Here is a 25,270-nt window from a genome sequence, read left to right on the forward strand (position 1 = left end):
ATAGGCGGACTCGCTTTTTTGTGGCAGATGGATGTCCTGCCGAATAATAACCAGATCGTGCAGTAAGTGAGAGAACAATGTCGACAAAACCCTTTACTTATCAAGATCCTTTTCCGTTGAAAAAGGACGATACCGAATATTATCTGCTCAGCAGCGACTATGTTTCCGTGGCGGAGTTTGAAGGCCAGGAGATCCTCAAGGTTGACCCTAAAGCCCTGACGCTTCTCGCCCAGCATGCGTTTCATGATGCCTCCTTCCTTCTGCGCCCCGCGCATCAGCAGCAGGTGGCGGATATTCTGAGCGACCCTGAAGCCAGCGAAAATGACAAATATGTCGCGCTGCAGTTTCTGCGAAATTCCGACATCGCCGCCAAAGGCATTCTGCCTACCTGCCAGGATACCGGCACGGCGATCATTATGGGCAAAAAAGGCCAACGCGTCTGGACCGGTGGCGGCGATGCAGCCGCACTGTCGCAGGGCGTCTATAACACTTACATCGAAGATAATCTGCGTTACTCCCAAAACGCTGCATTAGATATGTACAACGAGGTGAATACCGGCACCAATTTGCCAGCGCAGATTGATTTGTACAGCGTGGACGGGGATGAGTATAAATTTCTGTGCATTGCCAAGGGCGGTGGTTCAGCAAATAAAACCTATCTCTACCAGGAGACTAAAGCTCTGCTCAGTCCCGGTAAGCTGAAAAGTTATCTGGTCGATAAAATGCGCACTCTGGGTACGGCGGCCTGTCCGCCGTACCATATCGCTTTCGTAATAGGTGGAACCAGTGCGGAAGCGACGTTGAAAACCGTGAAGCTTGCCTCGACTAAATACTACGATGGTCTGCCAACAGAGGGGAATGAGCACGGTCAGGCCTTCCGCGATGTACAACTTGAGAACGAATTGCTAATTGAAGCCCAGCAGCTTGGCCTCGGTGCGCAGTTTGGTGGCAAATATTTCGCCCACGATATTCGCGTCGTGCGTTTACCGCGTCATGGCGCATCCTGCCCGGTTGGGATGGGCGTCTCCTGCTCTGCGGACCGCAACATCAAAGGGAAAATTAACCGTGAAGGCATCTGGCTGGAAAAGCTGGAGCAGAATCCGGGTAAATATATTCCTGAAACTTTGCGTGCAGCGGGCGAGGGGGAAGCCATTAAGGTTGATCTTAATCGTTCGATGGAAGAGATCCTCGGTCAGCTTAAGCAGTATCCGGTGTCCACGCGGCTCTCACTGACCGGCACGATTATCGTGGCGCGCGACATAGCCCATGCCAAACTGAAAGAGTTAATGGACGAAGGCAAACCGCTGCCTCAGTACGTGAAAGATCACCCCATCTATTATGCTGGCCCGGCAAAGACTCCGGAAGGTTATGCCTCCGGTTCGCTGGGGCCGACCACCGCAGGACGCATGGATTCCTATGTCGATCAGCTCCAGTCGCAGGGGGGGAGCATGGTCATGCTGGCTAAAGGGAACCGCAGTCAACAGGTGACGGATGCCTGCCATAAGCATGGTGGTTTTTATCTGGGCAGCATTGGCGGTCCGGCGGCGATACTTGCGCAAAACAGTATTAAAAGCCTTGAATGCGTGGCCTACCCGGAGCTGGGCATGGAGGCTATCTGGAAAATTGAGGTTGAAGATTTCCCCGCCTTTATTCTTGTAGATGATAAAGGAAATGACTTCTTCCAGCAGATTCAGGCGGGCCAGTGCGGACGCTGCGTGAAATAAGACCTGCCGCCCTTCGGGGCGGTTTTTTTACGCCTGAAAGCGCACGAAGCAATAAACATTCTTATAACTAGCATCAATACTTAAGCTTTGTTTGCAGGTGAGCAATGTCGGTACCCAACATCACTTTGTAACAGGGAGAAAGTAATGACTATGCATCGTAGTGAAAAAGACTCGATGGGCGCAATTGACGTCCCGGCAGACAAACTGTGGGGCGCACAGACCCAGCGATCCCTCGAACATTTCCGCATTTCGACAGAGAAAATGCCGGTCTCGCTTATTAACGCGCTGGCGCTGACCAAACGGGCGGCGGCGAAAGTTAACCATGATCTGGGGCTACTGGCGCAAGAAAAGGCGAACGCCATTATTGATGCCGCCGATGAAGTGCTTGCCGGTAAGCACGCTGATGAGTTTCCACTGGCAATCTGGCAAACCGGATCGGGTACCCAGAGCAACATGAACATGAATGAAGTGCTGGCGAACCGCGCCAGTGAGCTTCTGGGTGGCGAACGCGGGATGGCGCGCAAGGTCCATCCCAACGATGACGTCAATAAAAGCCAGAGTTCTAATGACGTTTTCCCGACGGCCATGCACGTCGCGGCCATCATCGCCCTGCGCGAACATTTGATCCCTGAGCTGCACGTCCTCAAAAAAACGCTCAATGAGAAAGCCATTGCTTTTGCGCATATTGTCAAAATCGGACGTACCCATTTGCAGGATGCGACCCCGCTTACGCTGGGCCAGGAGATCTCCGGTTGGGTGGCCATGCTTGAACATAATCTCAGGCATATTGAGCTGAGTCTGCCGCATCTGAGTGAACTGGCGCTCGGTGGAACGGCGGTGGGCACCGGGCTTAATACCCATCCTGAATATGCCAGACGGGTTGCTGACGAACTGGCATCCTTTACTCAGCAGCCATTTATTACCGCACCCAATAAGTTCGAGGCGCTGGCCACTTGCGATGCGCTGGTGCATGCGCACGGTGCGCTAAAAGGGCTGGCTGCCTCGCTGATGAAGATTGCTAACGATGTGCGCTGGCTTGCTTCTGGGCCGCGCTGCGGCATTGGCGAAATTTCGCTTCCGGAAAACGAACCAGGCAGCTCTATCATGCCGGGTAAAGTTAACCCGACGCAGTGTGAAGCGATGACCATGCTCTGCTGTCAGGTGCTCGGCAATGACGTGGCGGTCAACATGGGCGGCGCTTCGGGTAACTTTGAGCTGAATGTTTTTCGTCCGATGGTAATTCATAACTTCCTGCAGTCGGTGCGTCTGCTGGCGGATGGCATGGAAAGCTTTAACGAACACTGTGCTACTGGAATTGAACCGAACCGTGAGCGTATCGACCAGCTTCTTAATGAGTCCCTGATGCTGGTTACTGCCCTTAATACGCATATTGGCTATGACAAAGCCGCGGAGATTGCCAAAAAGGCGCATAAAGAAGGCCTGACCCTGAAAGCCTCTGCGCTGGCACTCGGCTACCTGACGGAGGCCGAGTTTGACAGCTGGGTGCGTCCAGAGTCGATGGTGGGCAGTATGAAGCCCGTTTAACCCGCAACATAGAGGTGCAGCCGGGGAATGATGAGCGTCAACGGCTGCGCTTGTGGCTTGTAACGATGCTGAACGCTGTCTGCCTGATAATTTAGCAAGCCGCCTATATCCGGTACTTTTCCACCGTGTTCTTCTGAAACCAGCGCAATCAAGGGGGTCGGGCAGGCATACTGCACCTGTTTTTGCGATCCCGAATACCAGACCCGTGCAATCGGCTGCACTTTTACCGGTCGTTTAATTTTGAGGCGCGCCTTCTGAGGCAGGGCGGCAATATCCTGATACTCCTGCTCCAGTCGCGCCTGCCACTGTTCCCGGGTCCAGGGCGCAACGGCGCGAGGGGATTTCCGGCTCTTATCGAGCATTGCGAGCACCTCGTCGCGGGTGAAATTCTTGATGATGTGCTTGTTTGCCCAACCAAAGCGCAGGGTGGCAGGGTCATGAATCAGGGTGAGGGTGCGGTAGGCGTTTAGCGTAATTAAGCCAGGCAGGTGGCGATGCACCCATTCAAAACGGGCGGTCGAGGGGAGGCCCGATTCCACGGTGACGATCCGCTCGAAGGTCATTTTCAGCGAATTTATGCTGTTGACCGCAGCGTCAAGTCGGTGCCGTTTGACGGCATCTGCCTGATAACAAATAACGCCCGGCAAACGCACGGCGGCTTTGCTGCTGCGCTTTTCCGATTGTTGCTGAATAAAAAGATGCCTGTAGTGTGTAAGGGCACGTTCGGCTGCGTCTTTACCCACATGCTGCTGCACCTCAATCGCTGGCAGGGGATCGTGCTCCGCCCCTTTTTCGATATCTGGCAGTGAAAATACCCGGCCCGCCAGCAGCCGGCACGCTTCCAGTTCGGTGTTAAACGCTGCCAGTTCCTGTTCAAGCTGGCGAAAGGTGCTGTTCAACCGTTCAATAAGATCGTAGCTTGCCATCCTGCCACTCCTTTAGTTACAACATGCTTTTTTATAGCACGCGGGTAGCCGCCTGACCAGCATGGCCAGCGGCTTTTCAGGGCAATTCAATCAAATGATAAACAGGCCAGCGAAAACTGAACTGCGCACCGCCGGACGATCCCTCGCCGCAGGTCACTTCACCGCCCATCGCCTGTGCGATGGAATGTACGATGGCAAGGCCCAGACCGCAGCCACCGGTTGCGCGATCCCGGCTGGGGTCAAGGCGAACAAAAGGTTCAAATACCCGCTCACGATCGTCGGTAGCAATGCCCGGCCCATCATCTTCGACGCTCAATATTGCATCGGTCCCGTCGCGGGTCAGATTTATGGTTACGGTACTTTCACAGTAGCGCAGGGCGTTATTTACCAGGTTATCGAGCACCCGCTCCATTAAACGCATATCCAGGGCGCCATAATCCGCCGCATCGTGGTGGAGCAGCAGCTGATGACCCGGATTCACTATCCGCAGGTCATCCATGTAGTTTGTCATCCACGCGGTAAAGTCCGGTGTGGTCAGTTTGAGCTCATTTTGCGGTCGATCAAGGCGGGCGTAGGTGAGCAGCTCTTCTATCAGGGATTCCAGTTGACCAATATCGCGATTCAGGGCGGCGCGTTCACCGTCGCTAAGATTATCGCTCATTTCAAGGCGGTAACGGAGCCTGACCAGAGGGGTACGTAACTCATGAGCGATGCCATCAATCAGCTGTTTTTTACTCGCGATCAGGGCATTAATGTTATCCGCCATTTGGTTAAAGGCGATCCCGAGGCGCTCAAAGCTTGAAGTGCTATCAAAATGGATACGTTCTTCAAGATGGCCTTCGCCAAAACGCAGAGCCGCTGACTCCAGCCTTAGCATCTCCTGCCAGTGGGGACGCATCCATATAAAAACCGGAAAAGCGAGTGAGATGGCGATAAACACCATCAGTGTGATATCCAGAATGCGCATTTCGTGCATATAGAATAAATAGGGCACGGGGCCTACGGCCAGGACATAGTGGCTACGCGGAATGCGCTGGATAAAGGTATATTCTGAATCCAGGGCCACAATGTCCCCCTCGCGCATCCGCTGTGCGGATGGGGGATCCAGGGTGTACTTACTCATCGGCTCAATACGCAGATTGAACGACAGATTTAAATCCAGATCTTTTAGCGTTTTGTTCCACTGATGAGGCGGTATCTCACGCAGTTCACTGCGCATGAGATACAACGAGCTTTTCATTAAATCATCCAGCGACTGTCGGCCTGCACGCTCGGCGGTAAATTTATAAACTAACCCTACCAGCATGGTCATAACCAGAAAGCAGACAAACAGCAGCAGATAAAACTGTACAAAAAGCTTTTTCATAAAGGCACCTGCGAATGAAACCGGACTCAGCTTTCCCAGGCGTGTGGGGCAAAAAGGTAGCCTTTATTGCGCACGGTTTTAATGCGATAGGGCTCGGTGGCGCTATCGAGTAGCTTTTTACGCAAGCGAGAGATGGCGACATCCACACTACGGTCCATTCCATCGTAGGTGACACCCCGCAGATTTTTAAGTAGCGCATCGCGATCCATTATCTGACCCGCGTGGGTCGCAAGCTCCCACAACAGATCGAAATCTGCTGTCGACAGTACAACCTGTTCGCCGCTGAGGGTGACCTGACGGTTGACGGGATCAATGGATAAGCTGCCAAAGCACAGTGCCTTATGCTGCCTGAGAGCAGGAGCAGGCTCCTGTTGGTTCACCTCCGCACGCTGGCGCAAATGCAGGCGCAGACGGGCAAGAAGCACGGCAGGGGGAGTGGTTTTAAGAATGTAATCGTTCGCCCCCATCTCAAGGGACAGAATATGGTTCATGTCGCTATCGAGCGAGGTGAGAAGGACGATAGGTCCACTCCACTGCTTACGCAAATCACGGCACAAGGTCATGCCATCCTTTCCGGGCAGCATGATATCAAGCAGTACCAGCTCAGGCTTCTCGCGCGTAATAACGTCTTCAGCACGGTCGCCACGCGGTTCAACAATGACATCCATATCGTGTTTTCCCAGATAAGCGGCAATCAACGCGCCCACTTCCGGGTCATCTTCCACAAAAACGATCTTATTCATATGTCATCGTGATGAGTCGAAAAGGCAAACATACACTGCCTCGTCTGAACCTTCCATTAATCTTTTCTAAACGAAGGGGGTTCCGTTATGCTGTAGGTTGTTGTTGTTAATGAAGTACAGGAAAAATATGGGATTAGTAATTAAAGCGGCGCTGGGTGCGCTGGTGGTACTGCTGATTGGCGTGCTGGCAAAAACAAAAAATTATTATATCGCTGGCTTAATACCCCTGTTTCCGACCTTTGCCCTCATTGCTCACTATATAGTGGCTAGCGAACGGGGAGTTGAAGCGCTGCGAACAACCATCGTGTTTGGCATGTGGTCGATTATTCCGTACTTTCTCTATCTTCTCTCACTCTGGTATTTCACCGGCTTTATGCGGGTGGGTCCTGCGCTGGGCGGTGCGGTGCTCTGCTGGTGCCTCAGCGCCTGGTTTCTCATTTTTTGCTGGAGCCGCATGCATTAACGAAGCGGCCGACCACCATCAACAGCAAAGCTGCGCCCCGTGACATAACAACTTGTCAGCAGATAATCTACAAGATCGATTATCTCTTTCTCGCCTGGCGCGATTTTCATGAGCGATTTACTTAGCGCCTGCTGGCGGTAAAGGGCATCATCGTTTTCGTTAAACAAAATTAATGACGGCGCAATAGCGTTGACCTTGACCTCAGGGGACAGCTTTTTCGCAAAAGAACGGGTCATATTATCCAGCGCGGCTTTACTCGCTGCGTAGGCAATGTGTTTATCACTTCCTCGTTCAACGACATAGTCAGTGAAATGAATGATATCGCTGGCTGCATGACCATAACCTCGCAAAGCGCCTTCCAGCAGGTGGTTCAGCAGGTAGGGGGCGTGGACATGGACCTGCAGCATACTCCTGAGGACATCACTAAGCGAGGTGTCACGCGTTTCCGCTTTCCAGTCGCTTGCGTTGTGAATCATTGCCCGCAATCCTGAGGTGTTCTCATTGACTGTCCGGGCAAAGGCCTGAATGCCTTCATCGGTACTGAAGTCAGCCTGAATGCACAGCGCGCCCTGGCTTTCCAGTTGATCGATAGCCGCATAACGCGTGCGATAGCTGACGATGACGGCATGACTCTGGTTAAGAAAATGGTGGGCAAGGGCGAGGCCAATGCGCCGGCCTCCTCCTGTAATTAAAATCGGTCGCTCATCTGGTCTTCCCATCAGCTCTCTCCTGTAATGACGGGGAAGACGCGCTTACCCCAATAACTTCCACGTGGCCGGAATGGCTGCCATCAGCAGTAAACCAATCAGCACTTTTTCCCGGCCTTTAAGGGGGCTACTGATTTCATGTGTGCGTCGGGCATACATAAATACCAGTAATCCTGGCGCATAAAGTACTACCGATAACAGTAAATGCAGGGGGCCAGAAGCATAAAGCAGCCACAGTCCGTAGAGACAAGCCCCCACAGAGACGGCCCTGTGCAGTGGACGACGTGCAATCCTGAACAGAAAGGCACCTACCAGAAAATAAGGAACCAGAATCATCTCTGAGGCAATAGTCAGCAGCGTGTTGTAATCAGAACCTGTGAGCCAGATCAGCACTAAACAGATCTGGACGCTGATATTAGTGAGCCAGAGCGACGCCGCCGGAGCGCTATTTTTATTTTGCCTGGTAAAGATACGAGGAAACGCTTGATGAGTGGCAGCCAGTAACGGCACCTCTGCGGCCATGATAGTCCAGCTCAAATAGGCGCCACATACGGAAATAATCAGCCCGGCGGCAATGACCACATCGCCCCAGGAGCCCATTAATTTGACCATCAGACCCGCCATTGACGGATTGCGCATTTCAGCCAGTTCCGGTCTGGAAATCACGCCTACAGAGAGCAGGGTGACCAGCAAATAGACCGAAAGGGCAGCCAGAACCGCCATTAACGTCGCTCGGCCAACGTCTTGCTTATTACGGGCTCGGGCTGAGACAACAACTGCCCCTTCAACGCCAATGAAGACCCAGAGCGTGATGAGCATCGTATTTTTCACCTGCTCCCAAACGGGAACCCCCAGCGCGACACCGGAAAAATCCAGGCGGAAGGTGTCCGCGTGGAAGGCAATGGCGGCCAGAACGATAAACAGGCCCAGCGGCACCAGTTTTGCCAGGGTCGCGGCAAGATTGATGCTGGCAGCCGTCTGCACGCCGCGCAAAATAAGCGCATGCACGACCCAAAGCAACACGGAGGCGCCCACAATGGATTGCCACGTATTGCCGTCACCAAACAGACGCCATTGCGGGGTATCAGTAAAGAAACTTAACGCTGAAAAAACGATAACCAGGTAAGAAACGTTGGCTATCACGGCGCATAACCAGTATCCCCAGGCAGAGCAAAAACCGATAAGCTCACCGAACCCCTCGCGGGCATAGGTAAAAATGCCACCATCCAGATCGGGGCGGATGCGGGTTAAAATCAGCATTGCAAACGCCAGCAACAGGATCCCGACTCCGGTAATACCCCAACCGATAAGCAACGCGGCGGGACTGGCAACATCCGCCATATTTTGTGGCAGGCTGAATACACCTGCGCCAAGCATTGAGCTAAGAACCAGCGCAGTTAAAGCGCTCAGGCCAAGTTTCTTTTCCATGGGTATCCTGTCAAGAATGGACTCAATCCAGAATAATTATTTTGCATGAGCGCATAAAAATGGTGGATCTCACTAAGGCGCGGGATTTTACGGAGTGTCGGAAAGGCATGCAATGCGAGTCTGCATAAATTTGCAGAAAAAATGAAAAAAGGCGACGTCGGCCGCCTTTAAGAAAGGATTATTTATAGAGGTCTGCGCTGATAGTGATGTTGCTACCGCTCTCCTGCCACTGGCGGGTGATATGGTAGTATTTGGCCCCTTTCTTCGCCGCACGTTTCGCAACCTGATAAGAAATTTCAGTCATATTGCCGTAGTTGCCGGTGAACTGAATGCTGTCGAAAGGAATCATCTGCGCGGCGGTAATTTTATTCACTTCTTCAATTTTGGTGCCATCCGGCAGATTAACCGTATAACGACCCGCTTTTGACGTCTGCGTTTCAAAGAAACGACCCACTTCGTAGCTTGGTGTGGCACTGGTGGCTACGCCTGGAATTTCTACCTTTTTAGCTTCTTCGCCGCCTTTAGCAAGGGCAGCACGACCCGCTTCAGAGTCACGAGGAATGGCATCCGGGCTTTGCAGAACACGTTTCTTAGCGTCCGCTTTATAGAGATACGCTGTAATAAGCTGGTTTCCACCCTGGTTAGCATCAACCTGACGCACAATATAGAAGGAAGCTGCACCTTTCTCTTTCGCCGCCTTAGTCACCGCATCGTTAACATCGGGCTGAGTACGGTAAAAACCCTGTACCGTGACGGTATCAAATGGTTCCAGCTCAATGGCTTTATCTTTAGGCAGTTCGGTAACGCCGTTAATAACACGGTATTTAATCGCATCGGCTTTTGGGGCATCTGCTTTGTAAAGGTCAGCGCTGACACGCTGGTTCCCGCTGTTACCAAAGTCGGACATATCCACAACGTAGAAAGAGGCTGCACCTTCTTTATCCGCACGGCTGGAAACAGCGTTCACGGCATCGCCAATGGAGTTATAACGACCATTTATCACAATGCGATCGTAGGGTTTTAACGCTGCTGCTTGCTCCGGGGTTAACTCTGTCGCGGCCTGGGCAGACAGGGTCGTTACAGACAGAAATGCTGACGCCAGGAGGGTAAACTTATGCTTCATAAAAATAATCCTTCGCCTTGCGCAAACCAGATACTGGTGTAGTTGTAGTCAAAAAACGTGGGTGATTATGGCATTTATTCGGCACGACTGTCTGCGTCATTTTTCACTGAGTGTGCTACCCGCCAGGCCATTGATAATAAGGATTAATGATATGTTGAAAAAACACGCGCTTGACCGGTAAAACAAATAAAGCCTACCCCTTTTCCAGGTTAATGTATTGTTAAAATCATGTTTCCTGCTGGAGATAAATTGTGTTTTGCCCGGCCTCATGAGCGGAATATCAGCCCTTTCTGACGATATAAAGGGAGATTCCCCTGTTTGCGCCGTTAACCGCCTCGTTTTCACAGATTAAAAAAGAATTTCTGGATCCCTGCGCTAGATCACAAGCGTAATTTTCAGTAGGTTATAGAAAGTTTGTTACGTTTTTAATTAGCGGGGCGCCGTTTGTCGCTATAAAAGGTGAGGGTGCTCCCCGGACATCACTGACAAACCATCATCTCAACTCGATGGAAGGGAAAACTATGCGTATTGGTGTACCAAAAGAACGGTTGGCCAATGAGACTCGTGTAGCGGCAACACCGAAAACGGTCGAGCAACTGCTTAAACTGGGTTTCACCGTCGCGATTGAAAGCGGCGCTGGTAAGCTGGCAAGTTTCGATGATCATGCGTTTACCCATGCAGGGGCAAGCGTTGTTGACAGCAATGAGGTCTGGCATTCAGATATCATTCTTAAGGTGAATGCGCCTGACGAGGATGAAATCGCGCTGCTTAATCCTGGTACGACATTAGTCAGTTTTATCTGGCCTGCACAAAATGCTGAACTGATGGAAAAACTGGCCGCGCGTAACGTAACCGTAATGGCAATGGATTCGGTGCCGCGTATTTCCCGCGCTCAGTCCCTGGACGCCCTGAGCTCCATGGCGAATATCGCGGGTTATCGTGCCATCGTTGAAGCAGCACATGAATTTGGCCGTTTCTTTACCGGACAAATTACCGCTGCCGGTAAAGTGCCGCCAGCTAAAGTGATGGTGATAGGTGCGGGCGTGGCAGGACTTGCCGCCATCGGGGCTGCAAACAGTCTCGGTGCGATTGTCCGCGCGTTTGATACGCGTCCGGAAGTGAAGGAACAGGTCCAGAGTATGGGCGCTGAATTTCTTGAACTGGACTTCAAAGAAGAAGCCGGTAGCGGCGACGGTTATGCGAAGGTCATGTCTGAGGCTTTCATTAAAGCTGAAATGGCGCTATTTGCCGCTCAGGCAAAAGATGTCGATATCATCGTTACTACCGCGCTTATCCCAGGTAAACCTGCGCCAACGTTAATCACCCGCGAAATGGTTGATTCCATGAAACCCGGAAGCGTAGTGGTTGATCTGGCTGCGCAAAACGGCGGTAACTGTGAATACACGGTGGCGAATGAGGTGGTAACCACCGCAAACGGCGTAAAAATCATTGGTTATACCGACCTGCCGGGCCGTCTGGCCGCTCAGTCTTCCCAGTTGTACGGTACCAACCTCGTGAACCTGCTGAAACTTCTCTGTAAAGAGAAGGACGGCAATGTGGTTATTGATTTTGACGATGTTGTAGTGCGTGGCGTCACGGTAATTCGTGATGGTGAAGTCACCTGGCCGGCGCCCCCCATTCAGGTTTCAGCACAGCCAAAAGCGGCGGCAAAAGCAGCTCCGGCTGAAAAGCCTGAGGCCCAACCCACCTCTCCCTGGTTTAAATATGGTGTGATGGCGCTGGTCATTGTGCTGTTTGGCTGGCTTGCTGATGTTGCGCCAAAAGAGTTCCTCGGTCACTTTACCGTCTTCGCGTTAGCCTGCGTCGTGGGTTACTACGTAGTATGGAACGTTTCCCATGCACTGCACACGCCGTTGATGTCAGTCACCAATGCTATCTCTGGCATTATTGTGGTCGGCGCACTCTTGCAGATTGGTCATGGTGGATGGGTCAGCTTCCTGAGCTTCATCGCTGTCCTCATCGCCAGCATTAATATTTTCGGTGGTTTCACCGTCACTCAGCGCATGCTGAAAATGTTCCGGAAGAACTAAGGGGTAGCACATGTCTGGAGGATTAGTTACTGCTGCATACATTGTTGCCGCGATCCTGTTTATTTTCAGTCTGGCCGGGCTTTCGAAACATGAGACCTCCCAGCAAGGGAACCGTTTCGGTGTGGCAGGGATGGCGATTGCGCTCATTGCCACCATTTTTGGCCCTGACACCGGAAACGTGGCATGGATCCTGGTGGCGATGATCATTGGTGGTGCGATTGGTATTCGTCTTGCCCGTAAAGTTGAAATGACCGAAATGCCTGAGCTGGTTGCCATCCTGCACAGCTTTGTCGGTCTTGCGGCTGTACTGGTGGGCTTTAACAGCTACCTGTATCACGAGCCAGGTCTGGAACCGATTCTGGTGAACATTCACCTGACCGAAGTTTTCCTCGGTATTTTTATTGGTGCCGTTACCTTTACCGGGTCGGTGGTTGCGTTTGGAAAATTGTGCGGCAAAATTTCATCGAAGCCTCTGATGTTGCCTCATCGACACAAGCTGAATCTGGCCGCGCTGGTGGTCTCTTTCCTGTTGCTGATGGCTTTTGTGCGCACCGAGAGCGTGGCGGTTCAGGTTCTGGCGCTGCTACTGATGACCGCGATTGCACTGGTCTTCGGCTGGCATCTGGTGGCTTCAATTGGTGGTGCGGATATGCCGGTTGTCGTCTCAATGCTCAACTCCTATTCCGGTTGGGCCGCGGCCGCTGCCGGCTTTATGTTGAGCAATGACCTGCTGATCGTTACCGGCGCGCTGGTGGGTTCCTCCGGGGCCATTCTCTCCTACATCATGTGCAAAGCCATGAACCGATCGTTCATCAGCGTTATTGCAGGTGGTTTTGGAACCGATGGTTCGTCTACCGGGGCATCTGAAGAAGTTGGCGAACACCGTGAGATCAACGCGGAAGAGACAGCAGAAATGCTGAAAAACTCTCACTCCGTTATCATCACTCCGGGCTATGGTATGGCCGTAGCACAGGCGCAGTACCCGGTAGCCGAGATCACGGAGAAACTGCGTGCCCGCGGGATTAAGGTTCGCTTTGGTATTCATCCGGTTGCAGGTCGCCTGCCCGGGCACATGAACGTACTTCTTGCCGAAGCCAAAGTGCCTTACGATATCGTGCTGGAAATGGATGAGATTAACGATGATTTCGCCGATACCGATACCGTACTGGTAATCGGTGCCAACGACACCGTTAACCCTGCGGCGCAGGATGATCCTGGCAGTCCTATTGCAGGCATGCCGGTACTTGAAGTCTGGAAAGCGCAGAATGTCATTGTGTTTAAGCGCTCAATGAACACCGGGTACGCTGGTGTGCAGAACCCGCTTTTCTTCAAAGAGAATACCCAAATGCTGTTTGGCGATGCGAAAGCCACGGTTGATGCCATTCTGAAAGCGTTGTAGTGCCCTGAACGATGACAGCCGCCCGTGTTTCGCGGGCGGCTTTTTTATGCCCACAATCCGGCATTGCAGCGCATCGCTTTTACTTAAACCCCGCCGACATTTAACAAAGTGTGGGGGGATTGATGCGTGTTTATTGATGTTGGGGGATTACTTAAGAGAGACAGCGCTGGGGGAAGGATGACTCATCGCATAGCGACTCGCCCTTCGGGTCGCTGCCTGCGGCAACGCTTTCTCGCGTCGCTCGAATTGAACCTTAATCAAAGCTTCTCATCCTTCCCCGCACGGGCAGAATATGAGGTAGAGAAATTTGATTTTTGCTGAGGTGCTGCAGGGAAGTGATGGTGGTGGGGGAAGGATGACTCGTCGCATAGCGACTCGCCCTTCGGGTCGTTGCCTGCGGCAACGCTTTCTCGCGTCGCTCGAATCGAACCTTAATCAAAGCTTCTCATCCTTCCCCGCCCGGGCAGAATATGAGGTAGAGAAAATTTATTTTTGCTGAGGTGCTGCAGGAAAGTGATGGTGGTGGGGGAAGGATGACTCGTCGCATAGCGACTCGCCCTTCGGGTCGTTGCCTGCGGCAACGCTTTCTCGCGTCGCTCGAATCGAACCTTAATCAAAGCTTCTCATCCTTCCCCGCCCGGGCAGAATATGAGGTAGAGAAATTTGATTTTTGCTGAGGTGCTGCAGGAAAGTGATGGTGGTGGGGGAAGGATTCGAACCTTCGAAGTCGATGACGGCAGATTTACAGTCTGCTCCCTTTGGCCGCTCGGGAACCCCACCAGGGGTAATTGATATTGCATGAAGTGAGATGGTGGTGGGGGAAGGATTCGAACCTTCGAAGTCGATGACGGCAGATTTACAGTCTGCTCCCTTTGGCCGCTCGGGAACCCCACCACGGGGTAATGCATAATACTACTGGCCTGCTTCCTTATCGGGAAGCGGGGCGCATCATATCAAATGACGCGCCGCTGTAAAGCTTTCCTTTGGCGGAAATGAACCGTTTGCGTACTTTTCATCCGTAACGCAGTAAACCTAATCAATTCATTTCATTAGCATCAAAGAATGATCGTTCTGTTGCCGTATACGAAAACACGCTGGGCGAGAACCTGGTAGAGGGCGCGGCTAAGCACGTTTTTCTCGACGTCGCGTCCTGCACGCATCATATCTTCCGCAGTGTAGGTGTGATCAACATGGATGACGTCCTGCATAATAATCGGACCCTCATCAAGATTATCATTAACATAATGCGCGGTAGCGCCAATAATCTTCACGCCACGCTCATAAGCCTGATGGTACGGTCGGGCACCGATAAAGGCCGGAAGGAAGGAGTGGTGAATATTAATAATTTTGTTCGGGAAGCGAGAGACGAAACCAGGCGTCAGAACGCGCATATATTTTGCCAGAACAACATAGTCGGGCTGATGCGCTTCGATGGCTTCCGCCATTTTGTTGTCATGCTCTTCGCGGGTCAGACCCTCGTGGCTCACCAGTTCAAAGGGAATATCGAAACGTTCGACCAGCGTGCGCAGCGTTTCATGATTACCAATCACCGCAGCGATATCAATATCCAGCCCACCGTAGTTGGCTTTCATTAACAGATCGCCCAGGCAATGCGCCTCTTTTGTCACCAGAATTACAACGCGACGCTGACCTGCCGGGTTTAATTCCCTCACGGATCCTTCGGGCAACGCGCTATCGAGATCGGCCAGCAGCGTGGCATCATTAAAGATGCCTTCAAGTTCGGTACGCATAAAGAAGCGCCCGGTTCGGTGATCGACAAACTCATTGTTTTGCACAATGTTCAGTTCGTGTTTGTAGCAGATGTTAGTAATTCGCGCGATAAGGCCTTTCTGGTCAGGGCAGATAGTGCGCAGTATTTTACGTTGTAGTGAATGCATTGCCGGGTAAATCCTGTTGATGATGTTTGCTATGGGGGTGACGCTGAGCTTATTGCCCGCAGCACTTCTTGAATTTCTTCTGTGAACCACAAGGACAAGGGTCATTGCGGCCTATGAGCGGTCGCTTGCCATCGATATAGTACCATCGACCGTTCTCTTTTAAGAATCGGGAGCGTTCAATTATGGCGCCAGGTCTATCATCCTCAATATAGCGAGCAACGAAGCTGACATAACCTTCGTTCTCATTTGTGCCGGGCGCAGTCTCAAATATCGTCAGCCCCAGCCATTGCGTACGGGCAAAACCTGATTCAATATCCTCGCGCAAAGCAGCGGCCTGACAAACCGGATGCCAGGTATTGATAAGATAATCCGCTTGCCTGAGCACAAATGCGGTATAGCGGGAGCGCATAAGTTGTGATGGATTCGGCGCAACCTGCGTACCAGACAGATAACGCTGGCAACATAGGCTATACTCCACTGCGCTACCGCAGGGACAACGTTGAGACACAATGAACTTCCTGAACAGATAGAATGGCATTGTAAGCCAGGGTAGTGGATATGTTAACTGAGCTGTGGCGTTGTGGCTATGCCAGTCGTTCCGGGGGAAAGACATCCAGGTAATGAGAAGCGTAAAAATTGGGCTGGCGTTGGGCTCTGGTTCTGCCAGAGGATGGTCGCATATTGGTGTGATCAATGCATTACAGCGAGCAGGAATACACATTGATGTTGTGGCAGGGTGCTCCATCGGTTCGCTGGTAGGTGCAGCCTTCGCGTGTGGTAAATTGCCTGAACTTGAAACCTGGGTGCGTGCCTTCAGCTACTGGGATGTCCTGAAGTTAATGGATGTCTCCTGGCGGCGTGGTGGATTCTTAAGGGGAGAGCGTGTATTCAAGCATTACCGGCAGATCCTTCCACAAACCTCTTTTGCTGAGAGCCAGCTAAAATTTGGCACGGTAGCAACCAACCTGAGTACAGGTCGTGAAATATGGTTTACAGAGGGCGACCTCCATCAGGCAGTGCGGGCCTCTTGCAGTATACCTGGCTTAATGGCACCCGTGTCCCACAATGGCTACTGGCTGGTGGATGGCGCGGTGGTCAATCCGGTGCCGGTCTCGCTAACGCGTGCATTAGGTGCGGATATCGTGATCGCGGTTGATTTGCAACATGATGCACATCTCATGCAACAGGATCTGTTTTCCGTTAATCTTGCAGCCCCTGAAGAGGCAGAGGGGGAGGGCGTCGCTGTTGCAACCCCGCGTTGGCATGAACGTTTGCGTGAGCGTTTAGGCACTATGACGGCGCGTCGAACGGTAATTGCGCCTACTGCAATGGAAATCATGACGACGTCCATTCAGGTCCTTGAGAACCGGCTTAAGCGCAATCGTATGGCCGGCGATCCTCCGGATATACTTATCCAGCCGTTGTGTCCTCAAATTTCAACGCTTGATTTCCATCGCGCTGAGGCAGCTATTCATGCTGGTCAGTTGGCGGTGGAAAAAAAGATAGATGAACTATTACCACTGGCGAGGACATCGTTATGAACCTCGTTTTTTTATGTGACTTAATCAAAATCTGACAGGCGATTGCTGATAAACATGCCACTATTTATTTATCGTAGGTCAGGGGAGAAATGATGACGCAGCCGTTAGCAGGAAAACAGATAATGATCGTTGAAGACGAGCCCGTCTTCCGCTCTCTGCTGGATTCCTGGCTCTCGTCTCTGGGCGCGGAAACCTTGCTGGCAGAAGATGGTCTCGTTGCGCTTGAGATTCTGGAAAGCGTGTCGCCAGATCTGATGATTTGTGATATTGCGATGCCACGAATGAACGGCCTGAAGCTGGTCGAGCAACTTCGTAATCAAGGGCAACAACTGCCCATCCTTGTCATTTCAGCAACGGATAACATGGCAGATATTGCTAAAGCGCTGAGGCTGGGTGTGCAGGATGTTCTGCTCAAACCGGTTAAAGACTTTAATCGCCTCAAGGAAACCGTTTTTGCCTGTATATACCCGAACATGTTTAATTCGCGGGTAGAAGAAGAAGAGCAATTGTTCCAGGACTGGGATGCCCTGGTGGAGAATCCGCAGGCGGCGGCAAAACTGTTGCAGGAGTTACAGCCGCCGGTTCAACAACAGATGTCAGGCTGTAGGGTCAATTACCGACAGCTTGTTTCAGCCGATAAACCTGGGCTCGTTCTGGATATTGCCCCCATTTCATCAAACGACATTGCATTTTATTGCCTGGACGTAACCCGTGCAGGAAATAACGGGGTACTGGCCGCGTTATTACTACGTGCACTGTTCAATGGGCTACTCCAGGAGCAGTTGTCGCACCAGCATCAACGGCTACCAGAAATGGGCAGTTTACTAAAACAGGTGAACCAACTGCTTCGGCAGGCAAATTTGCCGGGGCAATTTCCACTGTTGGTTGGTTATTACCATAGCGACTTAAAAAATCTTATTTTAGTTTCGGCAGGTCTTAATGCCACACTCAATACAGGTCAACACCAGGTTCAGATCAGTAGTGGAGTACCATTAGGTACATTAGGTAATACTTATCTGAACCAATTTAGTCAGCGTTGTGATGCATGGGAGTGCCAGGTCTGGGGCGCAGGCGGCCGTTTACGTTTAATGCTGTCTGCGGAATGAGCAATCGCAACGCAAATTGCAGATTGCTTTACCTGCGCGTTTCAACGAGTGCTACTATCGCCACAGTTTTGCGTATTAGTCCTAATTAAACGTTACCGCGCCCTTTTCAGACCAGTGTGATCCGGTGGTACTGATATACTCAGTCGCGTGTAATTACATGAACATGCTCAACGCGTGAACAGATCAGGAGATTTTAATGGCTGCCATAAATTCAAAAGTAACAAAAGCAGTTATCCCCGTCGCGGGATTGGGAACCAGGATGCTTCCAGCAACAAAGGCGATTCCTAAAGAGATGTTGCCGCTGGTGGATAAGCCATTAATTCAGTACGTCGTAAATGAGTGTATTGCTGCGGGTATTACTGAAATTGTTCTGGTTACGCATTCATCTAAAAACTCAATCGAAAACCACTTCGATACCAGTTTTGAACTTGAAGCCATGCTGGAAAAGCGCGTAAAACGCCAGCTGCTCGAAGAAGTTCAGTCTATTTGCCCACCGCACGTCACTATTATGCAGGTACGTCAGGGACTGGCTAAAGGCCTTGGTCACGCCGTGCTTTGTGCTCACCCTGTTGTAGGGAATGAACCTGTTGCCGTTATTCTGCCAGACGTCATTCTGGATGAGTTTGAGTCGGACCTCTCGCAGGATAACCTCGCAGAAATGATTAAACGCTTTGATGAGACCGGTGCCAGTCAAATCATGGTTGAACCGGTCGCAGATGTCACTGCTTATGGCGTTGTCGATTGCAAAGGCGCGGCCCTCAACCCAGGTGATAGCGTCCCGATGGTGGGTGTCGTTGAAAAGCCTAAGGCTGACGTTGCCCCTTCAAATCTGGCTGTAGTAGGTCGCTATGTCCTGAGCGAGCATATCTGGCCGTTGCTGGCGAAGACCCCTCCAGGCGCAGGTGATGAAATTCAGCTGACCGATGCCATCGATATGCTCATTGAGAAAGAAACCGTTGAAGCCTACCACATGAAAGGCAAAAGCCATGACTGCGGTAATAAACTGGGCTATATGCAGGCCTTCGTTGAATACGGGATTCGTCACAATACATTAGGTGAAGAATTTAAAGCATGGCTGGAAAGCCAATTAGGCGTCACCAAAGCCTGATCTGCGCTGTTTTAGCCTGAAAGCCGGGAATGCCTCCCGGCTTTTTTATTGCCTGTACGCATGACCAGAATAGCCTCTCATACATACAGGCATGATTAAAAAGCGCCATGCATGCACAGGAATCTTCAGCAGGTTTATATTTTGAACAATTATGGGCAAAAAAAATCCCGCCATTAGCGGGATTTTCGAAAAGGGGGTTATTACTCTTTAATCAGGAAGTCGTCCAGTTGCTTGCCTTGTTCATCCATGGCTTTTTTGATTACCGCTGGTGTACGGCCCTGGCCGGTCCAGGTTTTGGTTTCGCCATTTTCATCAACATAGCTATATTTAGCAGGGCGCGCAGCACGTTTAGCTTTAGTACCGGTTTTCGCAGTAACCATGCTATTCAGCAGTTCATTAGGATCAATACCGTCCGCAATCAGCATTTCGCGATACTGTTGCAGTTTACGAGTACGCTCTTCGATCTCAGCTGCTGCAGCGCTTTCTTCTTCACGACGTTCATTAACGACAACTTCTAATTTTTCCAGCATTTCTTCCAGGGTTTCGAGGGTGCATTCTCTTGCCTGTGCACGAAGAGTACGGATGTTGTTCAGAATTTTAAGTGCTTCGCTCATCTTTGTAATCTCAAACTTATATTGGGGTGGTTTGTTGGGCTAATAATAGAGCGTTAATTTCTCAGGTGCAATAGGTGAGAATGTAAGGAATTCAAATTTCCTCTTTATTTAGTTCATTTCTTAAATCCGTTAACTTAAATTTTTAGCGGTTAAAAGCACGAAAGGTGCATATAGAAAGAAAGATAAGCAGCAGGGCAACACTCATTTTTATCCGGGATAATCACGGTTTATCTCATGCACTGCAGGGGGTGTTATGGATAAATATCAACCTTTTTAATTGTTGTTGATAACGGGACCGTCTGCGATAAAACATTAATAGTTTCCGAAGCCTGGCGTTAATTTCCGGGCCTTAGAATAGGCCGTAAGCATGCGCCCGATTTATTGTATGTTTCTTTGGCAGCAACAGGGTTGTGAGCAAATAAGTAAAGCCTTAACCGTTATCGAAGGCTAATTCAGATGCTTTCCGCCGGGTAGGGGAGGCGAGGCATAACGTTAAAATATGATACAATCCTGCGCCGGGATATCACATTTTCACTGAGGTTTTGCGGGCAATGGCGCAACTTTATTTCTATTACTCTGCGATGAATGCCGGAAAGTCTACGGCCTTACTGCAGTCTTCCTATAACTATCAGGAGCGTGGTATGCGCACGCTCGTTTATACCGCAGAAATCGATGACAGATTTGGCGCAGGTAAAGTGAGTTCACGTATCGGGTTATCGTCCCCGGCCAGACTGTTTAATCAAACCAGCCAGCTCAGACAGGAAATCGGCGCTGAACATACCCGTGAGCCAATCCACTGTGTGCTTATTGATGAAAGCCAGTTCTTAACGCGTCAGCAAGTGTATGAGCTTTCTGATGTGGTCGACGATCTGGATATACCGGTACTCTGCTATGGGCTGAGAACCGATTTCAGAGGCGAGCTTTTCACTGGTAGCCAGTATTTACTTGCCTTGTCAGATAAGCTCGTGGAGCTTAAAACCATCTGTTTCTGTGGTCGTAAAGCAAGCATGGTCCTGAGACTTGACCATCAGGGTCGCCCTTATAACGAGGGTGAACAGGTGGTTATTGGTGGTAACGAGCGATATGTATCTGTTTGCCGTAAACACTATAAAGAGGCGCTTGCAGAGGGTTCTCTGCCTGCCATTCAGGCGAGGGTGAGAGGATAAGAATTCCTCTTCACATGAAGGTATAAAAAAACCCGCCATCAGGCGGGTTTTTATTTACAACGCTAAGTTAAGCAGTTTTTTTCGCTTTTTTGTCAGCTTTGTCTGTTTTAACCAGATCCGCTTTCACGTCAGCAACTTCACCTTCTTTGAATTCACGTCCGTAGAACGTATCCAGAAGGATCTGTTTCAGTTCAGAGATCAGCGGATAGCGTGGGTTAGCACCGGTACACTGATCGTCAAAGGCATCTTCGGAAAGCTTATCTACATGGGCCAGGAAGTCTGCTTCCTGAACGCCAGCTTCACGAATCGATTTCGGAATGCCAAGTTCAGCTTTGATGCTGTCCAGCCATGCCAGCAGTTTCTCGATTTTCGCTGCGGTACGGTCACCCGGGGAGGTTAAGCCAAGATGGTCAGCAATCTCAGCGTAGCGACGACGAGCCTGCGGACGGTCGTACTGGCTGAAGGCAGTCTGTTTGGTCGGGTTATCATTCGCGTTGTAGCGGATAACGTTACCAATCAGCAGGGCGTTAGCCAGACCGTGCGGAATGTGGAACTGAGAACCCAGTTTGTGCGCCATGGAGTGACACACACCGAGGAAGGCGTTAGCAAACGCGATACCAGCGATGGTGGCTGCACTATGTACACGCTCACGGGCAACCGGATTCCGGGACCCTTCATGGTAAGACGCTGGCAGGTTCTCTTTGAGCAATTTCAGAGCCTGCAGAGCCTGACCGTCAGAGAACTCAGAGGCCAGAACAGACACGTAGGCTTCGAGTGCGTGGGTAACCGCATCCAGCCCGCCAAAGGCGCACAGGGATTTCGGCATATCCATGACCAGGTTGGCATCAACAACGGCCATATCCGGGGTCAACGCGTAGTCAGCCAGCGGGTATTTCTGACCCGTTGCATCGTCAGTTACCACGGCGAACGGTGTCACTTCTGAACCCGTACCTGAGGTCGTGGTAACAGCCACCATTTTCGCTTTCACACCCATTTTCGGGAACTTATAGATACGTTTACGGATATCCATAAAGCGCAGCGCCAGTTCTTCGAAGTGGGTTTCCGGGTGTTCGTACATCACCCACATAATTTTCGCGGCGTCCATCGGGGAACCACCGCCCAGGGCGATAATGACGTCTGGTTTAAAGGAGTTAGCGAGCTCAGCGCCTTTACGCACAACGGTCAGGGTCGGATCGGCTTCAACTTCAAAGAAGACTTCTGTTTCCACACCCGCTGCTTTCAGAACAGAGGTGATCTGGTCAGCATAGCCATTGTTAAACAGGAAGCGGTCAGTCACGATCAGCGCGCGTTTGTGACCATCAGTAATCACTTCATCCAGCGCGATGGGCAGAGAGCCACGGCGGAAGTAGATAGATTTCGGAAGTTTATGCCACAACATGTTTTCAGCTCGCTTAGCAACGGTTTTTTTGTTGATCAGGTGTTTCGGACCAACGTTTTCAGAGATGGAGTTACCACCCCAGGAACCACAACCCAGTGTCAGGGAAGGTGCGAGTTTGAAGTTATAAAGGTCACCGATACCACCCTGAGAGGCAGGGGTGTTAATCAGGATACGTGCGGTTTTCATTTCCGCGCCGAATTTCTGTACACGTGCTGGCTGGTTATCCTGGTCGGTGTAAAGGCAGGATGTGTGACCGATACCGCCCATTGCAACCAGTTTTTCTGCTTTAACAACCGCGTCATCAAAATCTTTTGCACGGTACATAGCAAGCGTTGGCGACAGTTTTTCATGAGCAAAAGGCTCGCTCTCATCAACAACGGTGACTTCGCCAATTAAAATCTTGGTGGATGCTGGAACCGTAAAGCCTGCCAGTTCAGCAATTTTGTAGGCCGGTTGACCCACGATGGCGGCGTTCAGCGCACCATTTTTCAGGATAATGTCCTGAACTGCTTTCAACTCTTTACCCTGAAGCAGATAGCCACCGTGGCTGGCGAAACGTTCGCGAACTGCATCATACACCGCGTCAACAACCACGACAGACTGTTCAGACGCACAGATTACGCCGTTATCGAAAGTTTTTGACATCAGAACAGAGGCAACAGCGCGTTTGATATCTGCCGTTTCATCAATGACGACAGGGGTGTTACCAGCGCCTACACCGATAGCAGGCTTACCGGAACTGTATGCTGCCTTAACCATACCTGGACCACCGGTCGCAAGGATCAGGTTGATGTCAGGGTGATGCATCAATGCATTTGACAGCTCAACAGAGGGTTGGTCAATCCAGCCAATGAGATCTTTAGGCGCACCGGCCGCAATAGCAGCCTGCAGCACGATATCTGCTGCTTTGTTGGTCGCATCTTTAGCACGCGGATGCGGGGAGAAGATAATAGCGTTACGCGTCTTCAGGCTAATCAACGATTTGAAGATAGCGGTAGAGGTTGGGTTGGTGGTGGGAACAATACCGCAAATGATACCAATAGGTTCAGCGATGGTGATGGTACCAAAGGTGTCATCTTCGTCGAGGACGCCGCAGGTCTTCTCATCTTTATAGGCGTTATAGATATATTCTGAAGCGAAGTGGTTTTTAATCACTTTATCTTCAACGATACCCATGCCGGATTCGGCAACGGCCATTTTAGCGAGGGGGATGCGGGCATCAGCTGCTGCCAGAGCGGCGGCGCGGAAGATTTTGTCAACTTGTTCTTGAGTAAAGTTGGCATATTCACGCTGGGCTTTTTTTACGCGCTCTACGAGTGCGTTAAGTTCAGCGACATTAGTAACAGCCATAATGCTCTCCTGATAATGTTAAACTCTTCTAGTAAACCAGCTGGTGAATACGACAGTATAGTCAGGCTGGTTGCAGGTTGCGTAAATTACAGAAAAACAATAAGTTAACGCCTTCCTGCCCTACTGATTTACTGGGAGAGTTTTTCACGAAGCATCATTCTTAATGATGAGTCGTGTATCCCGATGACGTAACCCAAGGGTACTCACTTCTGAGTAGCGATTACGTGATCTAAATCAAGTTACAGCAAAGCTGACACCTTTCAGCAGGCTGTTTTTGGGCATATGTCTTAAATGTTAATCATAAAAGACCAGCGTTGAGTAAGATTATCATAATTAATACAAATGCATAACATGCCCATATGTCAGGATAAAGGCAGTATTTTTGATGAGCAAAGCGCTGAAAAGGCGTATATTCAGCGCGGTTTTATTGGCCGATTTTGACTTTTACCGTTGCGACATTACGGGAGCGCCCTGTGATTCAATCCGTTTTTGATTTTCCTACCTGGACGAAATTTTTTATCGGTCTGTTTGCGCTGGTTAACCCGATTGGCATTATTCCAGTTTTTATCAGCATGACCAGTTATCAGACGGCAGCGGCGAGAAATAAAACCAATCTCACGGCCAACCTCTCAGTTGCCATTATTCTGTGGACATCTCTGTTCCTGGGTGACGCTATCCTGCAATTGTTTGGTATCTCTATTGATTCCTTCCGTATCGCTGGCGGTATTCTGGTGGTCACCATCGCGATGTCGATGATCAGCGGCAAGCTGGGGGAGGATAAACAAAATAAACAAGAAAAATCAGAGTCAGCGATCAGAGAGAGCATAGGTGTCGTACCGCTGGCGTTGCCGCTGATGGCAGGGCCTGGTGCCATCAGCTCCACTATTGTCTGGGGAACTCGTTTTCATACCGTCGAATATTTGTTGGGTTTTTCTGTCGCCATCGCACTCTTCGCCACTTGCTCATGGGGTCTTTTTCGCATTGCGCCCTGGTTAGTCCGACTTCTGGGCCAGACAGGTATCAACGTGATTACACGTATCATGGGGTTGCTATTGATGGCATTGGGGATTGAATTCATTGTGGCGGGTGTAAAAGGGATTTTCCCGGGACTGCTAAATTGAGCCAACCGTAGCGGCTACCCTTTTCTCCCGCTACGTTTCAATTCCCGCATTATTAGTAAAACGTATAAATATTGCCGGAAAAAAACGTAAATATAATAAAACAGCCTGCTTTGAATTAATTATGCTATTTCAATGGATTACATTTTGTTGCAGTGTTTCTTGCTGCGAAATGCGCCCCTTAAGCTTGTTATTTTCTTCACATGATACTCTGGGGGTTGCTGTCAGATAATTGAAATGATATTAGTAATTTCCCCTTCAAGTCAGACAAATGTGCTAGATAATATTCAATTGTTGATTTTTTGTGTAGAAAATAACCAGTTTGATGCTAAGCGACATGTTTTGCGCTGAAAATTGCCTAACACATTGATTTTGTTTTGAATGAAGTAAAAATTGCAACGAGCGTTTCGGGTCAGCGTTAGTAACAGGTGCAAATAAAAGAGAATTGGTTAACAAATTTGCAAAATGTATTGGCGGCAAATAATTGCATTTGAT

Annotated in this window: 20 protein-coding genes, 2 tRNA genes and 3 other RNA genes; 10 read left to right on the forward strand and 15 right to left on the reverse strand. The window is 50.5% G+C overall.

The window, feature by feature from the left end:
- Positions 1-77 precede the first annotated feature (77 nt).
- The gene (fumA, locus tag M1D91_RS10165) at positions 78-1,724 is read left to right on the forward strand and encodes a class I fumarate hydratase FumA (protein WP_437430474.1); all 1,647 of its coding nucleotides are present in this window, start codon (positions 78-80) and stop codon (positions 1,722-1,724) included.
- Positions 1,725-1,868: 144 nt separating this feature from the next.
- Entirely contained in the window at positions 1,869-3,269 is a 1,401-nt protein-coding gene (gene fumC / locus M1D91_RS10170) for a class II fumarate hydratase (protein ID WP_437430475.1), read from the forward strand.
- Here the strand turns inward: fumC and tus are convergent.
- From tus to rstA, 3 genes are all read right to left on the reverse strand, one after another.
- Positions 3,266-4,195 carry a DNA replication terminus site-binding protein gene (gene tus, locus M1D91_RS10175; protein ID WP_437430476.1) on the reverse strand — a complete coding sequence of 310 codons (930 nt, stop codon included), beginning with the start codon at positions 4,193-4,195 and terminating at the stop codon, positions 3,266-3,268. The genes fumC and tus overlap by 4 nt on opposite strands.
- A gap of 76 nt (positions 4,196-4,271) precedes the next feature.
- The gene (gene rstB / locus M1D91_RS10180; RefSeq protein WP_437430477.1) at positions 4,272-5,561 is read right to left on the reverse strand and encodes a two-component system sensor histidine kinase RstB; all 1,290 of its coding nucleotides are present in this window, start codon (positions 5,559-5,561) and stop codon (positions 4,272-4,274) included.
- A 26-nt stretch (positions 5,562-5,587) separates the two neighbouring features.
- Positions 5,588-6,304 (reverse strand): two-component system response regulator RstA, encoded by a 717-nt coding sequence (rstA, locus tag M1D91_RS10185; protein ID WP_437430478.1) that lies wholly within the window; start codon positions 6,302-6,304, stop codon positions 5,588-5,590.
- 127 nt (positions 6,305-6,431) lie between these two features.
- Here rstA and M1D91_RS10190 point away from each other — a divergent pair, with 127 nt between their 5' ends.
- The gene (locus M1D91_RS10190) at positions 6,432-6,767 is read left to right on the forward strand and encodes a GlpM family protein (protein ID WP_437430479.1); all 336 of its coding nucleotides are present in this window, start codon (positions 6,432-6,434) and stop codon (positions 6,765-6,767) included.
- On the opposite strand, the gene folM is transcribed toward M1D91_RS10190, so the two are convergent.
- From folM to ydgH, 3 genes are all read right to left on the reverse strand, one after another.
- Positions 6,764-7,486 (reverse strand): dihydromonapterin reductase, encoded by a 723-nt coding sequence (folM, locus tag M1D91_RS10195; RefSeq protein ID WP_437430480.1) that lies wholly within the window; start codon positions 7,484-7,486, stop codon positions 6,764-6,766. The two genes, M1D91_RS10190 and folM, sit on opposite strands and share 4 nt — an antisense overlap.
- A gap of 33 nt (positions 7,487-7,519) precedes the next feature.
- Positions 7,520-8,902: an amino acid permease gene (locus M1D91_RS10200; protein WP_437430481.1), complete on the reverse strand. Its 1,383-nt coding sequence runs from the start codon at positions 8,900-8,902 to the stop codon at positions 7,520-7,522.
- A 178-nt stretch (positions 8,903-9,080) separates the two neighbouring features.
- The gene (gene ydgH / locus M1D91_RS10205; protein ID WP_437430482.1) at positions 9,081-10,025 is read right to left on the reverse strand and encodes a DUF1471 family protein YdgH; all 945 of its coding nucleotides are present in this window, start codon (positions 10,023-10,025) and stop codon (positions 9,081-9,083) included.
- Between the two features lie 521 nt (positions 10,026-10,546).
- Between ydgH and pntA the strand changes: the two genes are divergently transcribed.
- Both pntA and pntB read left to right on the forward strand, forming a co-directional pair.
- Positions 10,547-12,076, forward strand: coding sequence for a Re/Si-specific NAD(P)(+) transhydrogenase subunit alpha (gene pntA, locus M1D91_RS10210; protein WP_437430483.1), 1,530 nt, complete (start codon positions 10,547-10,549; stop codon positions 12,074-12,076).
- Positions 12,077-12,086: 10 nt separating this feature from the next.
- The gene (pntB, locus tag M1D91_RS10215) at positions 12,087-13,475 is read left to right on the forward strand and encodes a Re/Si-specific NAD(P)(+) transhydrogenase subunit beta (protein WP_437430484.1); all 1,389 of its coding nucleotides are present in this window, start codon (positions 12,087-12,089) and stop codon (positions 13,473-13,475) included.
- A 161-nt stretch (positions 13,476-13,636) separates the two neighbouring features.
- Here pntB and M1D91_RS10220 read toward each other — a convergent pair.
- From M1D91_RS10220 to M1D91_RS10250, 7 genes are all read right to left on the reverse strand, one after another.
- Positions 13,637-13,767, reverse strand: a non-coding RNA gene (locus M1D91_RS10220) — RtT sRNA.
- Between the two features lie 47 nt (positions 13,768-13,814).
- Positions 13,815-13,945, reverse strand: a non-coding RNA gene (locus M1D91_RS10225) — RtT sRNA.
- Between the two features lie 47 nt (positions 13,946-13,992).
- Positions 13,993-14,123, reverse strand: a non-coding RNA gene (locus M1D91_RS10230) — RtT sRNA.
- Between the two features lie 47 nt (positions 14,124-14,170).
- Positions 14,171-14,255 (reverse strand) — tRNA-Tyr (locus M1D91_RS10235).
- Positions 14,256-14,284: 29 nt separating this feature from the next.
- A tRNA-Tyr gene (locus tag M1D91_RS10240) sits at positions 14,285-14,369 on the reverse strand.
- 161 nt (positions 14,370-14,530) lie between these two features.
- Entirely contained in the window at positions 14,531-15,373 is an 843-nt protein-coding gene (gene purU / locus M1D91_RS10245) for a formyltetrahydrofolate deformylase (protein ID WP_437430485.1), read from the reverse strand.
- Between the two features lie 49 nt (positions 15,374-15,422).
- Complete coding sequence (locus M1D91_RS10250; protein WP_437430486.1) at positions 15,423-15,881, reverse strand: YchJ family protein; 459 nt, start codon at positions 15,879-15,881, stop codon at positions 15,423-15,425.
- A gap of 112 nt (positions 15,882-15,993) precedes the next feature.
- Here M1D91_RS10250 and rssA point away from each other — a divergent pair, with 112 nt between their 5' ends.
- The 3 genes from rssA to galU all read left to right on the forward strand — a co-directional run bounded on the left by rssA (position 15,994) and on the right by galU (position 19,128).
- On the forward strand, positions 15,994-16,914 hold the full coding sequence (gene rssA / locus M1D91_RS10255) for a patatin-like phospholipase RssA (protein WP_437430487.1): 921 nt from the start codon (positions 15,994-15,996) through the stop codon (positions 16,912-16,914).
- A 92-nt stretch (positions 16,915-17,006) separates the two neighbouring features.
- Complete coding sequence (gene rssB / locus M1D91_RS10260; protein ID WP_437430556.1) at positions 17,007-18,020, forward strand: two-component system response regulator RssB; 1,014 nt, start codon at positions 17,007-17,009, stop codon at positions 18,018-18,020.
- Positions 18,021-18,216: 196 nt separating this feature from the next.
- On the forward strand, positions 18,217-19,128 hold the full coding sequence (gene galU, locus M1D91_RS10265) for a UTP--glucose-1-phosphate uridylyltransferase GalU (protein WP_437430488.1): 912 nt from the start codon (positions 18,217-18,219) through the stop codon (positions 19,126-19,128).
- 200 nt (positions 19,129-19,328) lie between these two features.
- On the opposite strand, the gene hns is transcribed toward galU, so the two are convergent.
- Positions 19,329-19,742 (reverse strand): histone-like nucleoid-structuring protein H-NS, encoded by a 414-nt coding sequence (gene hns, locus M1D91_RS10270; protein WP_437430489.1) that lies wholly within the window; start codon positions 19,740-19,742, stop codon positions 19,329-19,331.
- 551 nt (positions 19,743-20,293) lie between these two features.
- Here hns and tdk point away from each other — a divergent pair.
- Positions 20,294-20,908 carry a thymidine kinase gene (gene tdk, locus M1D91_RS10275; RefSeq protein WP_437430490.1) on the forward strand — a complete coding sequence of 205 codons (615 nt, stop codon included), beginning with the start codon at positions 20,294-20,296 and terminating at the stop codon, positions 20,906-20,908.
- Positions 20,909-20,975: 67 nt separating this feature from the next.
- Here tdk and adhE read toward each other — a convergent pair whose 3' ends face one another.
- Entirely contained in the window at positions 20,976-23,657 is a 2,682-nt protein-coding gene (adhE, locus tag M1D91_RS10280; protein WP_437430491.1) for a bifunctional acetaldehyde-CoA/alcohol dehydrogenase, read from the reverse strand.
- Between the two features lie 473 nt (positions 23,658-24,130).
- Here adhE and M1D91_RS10285 point away from each other — a divergent pair, with 473 nt between their 5' ends.
- Positions 24,131-24,778, forward strand: coding sequence for a YchE family NAAT transporter (locus tag M1D91_RS10285; RefSeq protein ID WP_437430492.1), 648 nt, complete (start codon positions 24,131-24,133; stop codon positions 24,776-24,778).
- Positions 24,779-25,270: the final 492 nt, after the last annotated feature.

The organism is Enterobacter sp. SA197, assembly GCF_054131575.1.

Coding starts and splice junctions, on each gene's coding strand:
- fumA (WP_437430474.1), top strand. CDS start 78: ATGTCGACAAAACCCTTTACTTATCAAGATCCTTTTCCGTTGAAAAAG.
- fumC (WP_437430475.1), top strand. CDS start 1,869: ATGACTATGCATCGTAGTGAAAAAGACTCGATGGGCGCAATTGACGTC.
- tus (WP_437430476.1), bottom strand. CDS start 4,195: ATGGCAAGCTACGATCTTATTGAACGGTTGAACAGCACCTTTCGCCAG.
- rstB (WP_437430477.1), bottom strand. CDS start 5,561: ATGAAAAAGCTTTTTGTACAGTTTTATCTGCTGCTGTTTGTCTGCTTT.
- rstA (WP_437430478.1), bottom strand. CDS start 6,304: ATGAATAAGATCGTTTTTGTGGAAGATGACCCGGAAGTGGGCGCGTTG.
- M1D91_RS10190 (WP_437430479.1), top strand. CDS start 6,432: ATGGGATTAGTAATTAAAGCGGCGCTGGGTGCGCTGGTGGTACTGCTG.
- folM (WP_437430480.1), bottom strand. CDS start 7,486: ATGGGAAGACCAGATGAGCGACCGATTTTAATTACAGGAGGAGGCCGG.
- M1D91_RS10200 (WP_437430481.1), bottom strand. CDS start 8,902: ATGGAAAAGAAACTTGGCCTGAGCGCTTTAACTGCGCTGGTTCTTAGC.
- ydgH (WP_437430482.1), bottom strand. CDS start 10,025: ATGAAGCATAAGTTTACCCTCCTGGCGTCAGCATTTCTGTCTGTAACG.
- pntA (WP_437430483.1), top strand. CDS start 10,547: ATGCGTATTGGTGTACCAAAAGAACGGTTGGCCAATGAGACTCGTGTA.
- pntB (WP_437430484.1), top strand. CDS start 12,087: ATGTCTGGAGGATTAGTTACTGCTGCATACATTGTTGCCGCGATCCTG.
- purU (WP_437430485.1), bottom strand. CDS start 15,373: ATGCATTCACTACAACGTAAAATACTGCGCACTATCTGCCCTGACCAG.
- rssA (WP_437430487.1), top strand. CDS start 15,994: ATGAGAAGCGTAAAAATTGGGCTGGCGTTGGGCTCTGGTTCTGCCAGA.
- rssB (WP_437430556.1), top strand. CDS start 17,007: ATGACGCAGCCGTTAGCAGGAAAACAGATAATGATCGTTGAAGACGAG.
- galU (WP_437430488.1), top strand. CDS start 18,217: ATGGCTGCCATAAATTCAAAAGTAACAAAAGCAGTTATCCCCGTCGCG.
- hns (WP_437430489.1), bottom strand. CDS start 19,742: ATGAGCGAAGCACTTAAAATTCTGAACAACATCCGTACTCTTCGTGCA.
- tdk (WP_437430490.1), top strand. CDS start 20,294: ATGGCGCAACTTTATTTCTATTACTCTGCGATGAATGCCGGAAAGTCT.
- adhE (WP_437430491.1), bottom strand. CDS start 23,657: ATGGCTGTTACTAATGTCGCTGAACTTAACGCACTCGTAGAGCGCGTA.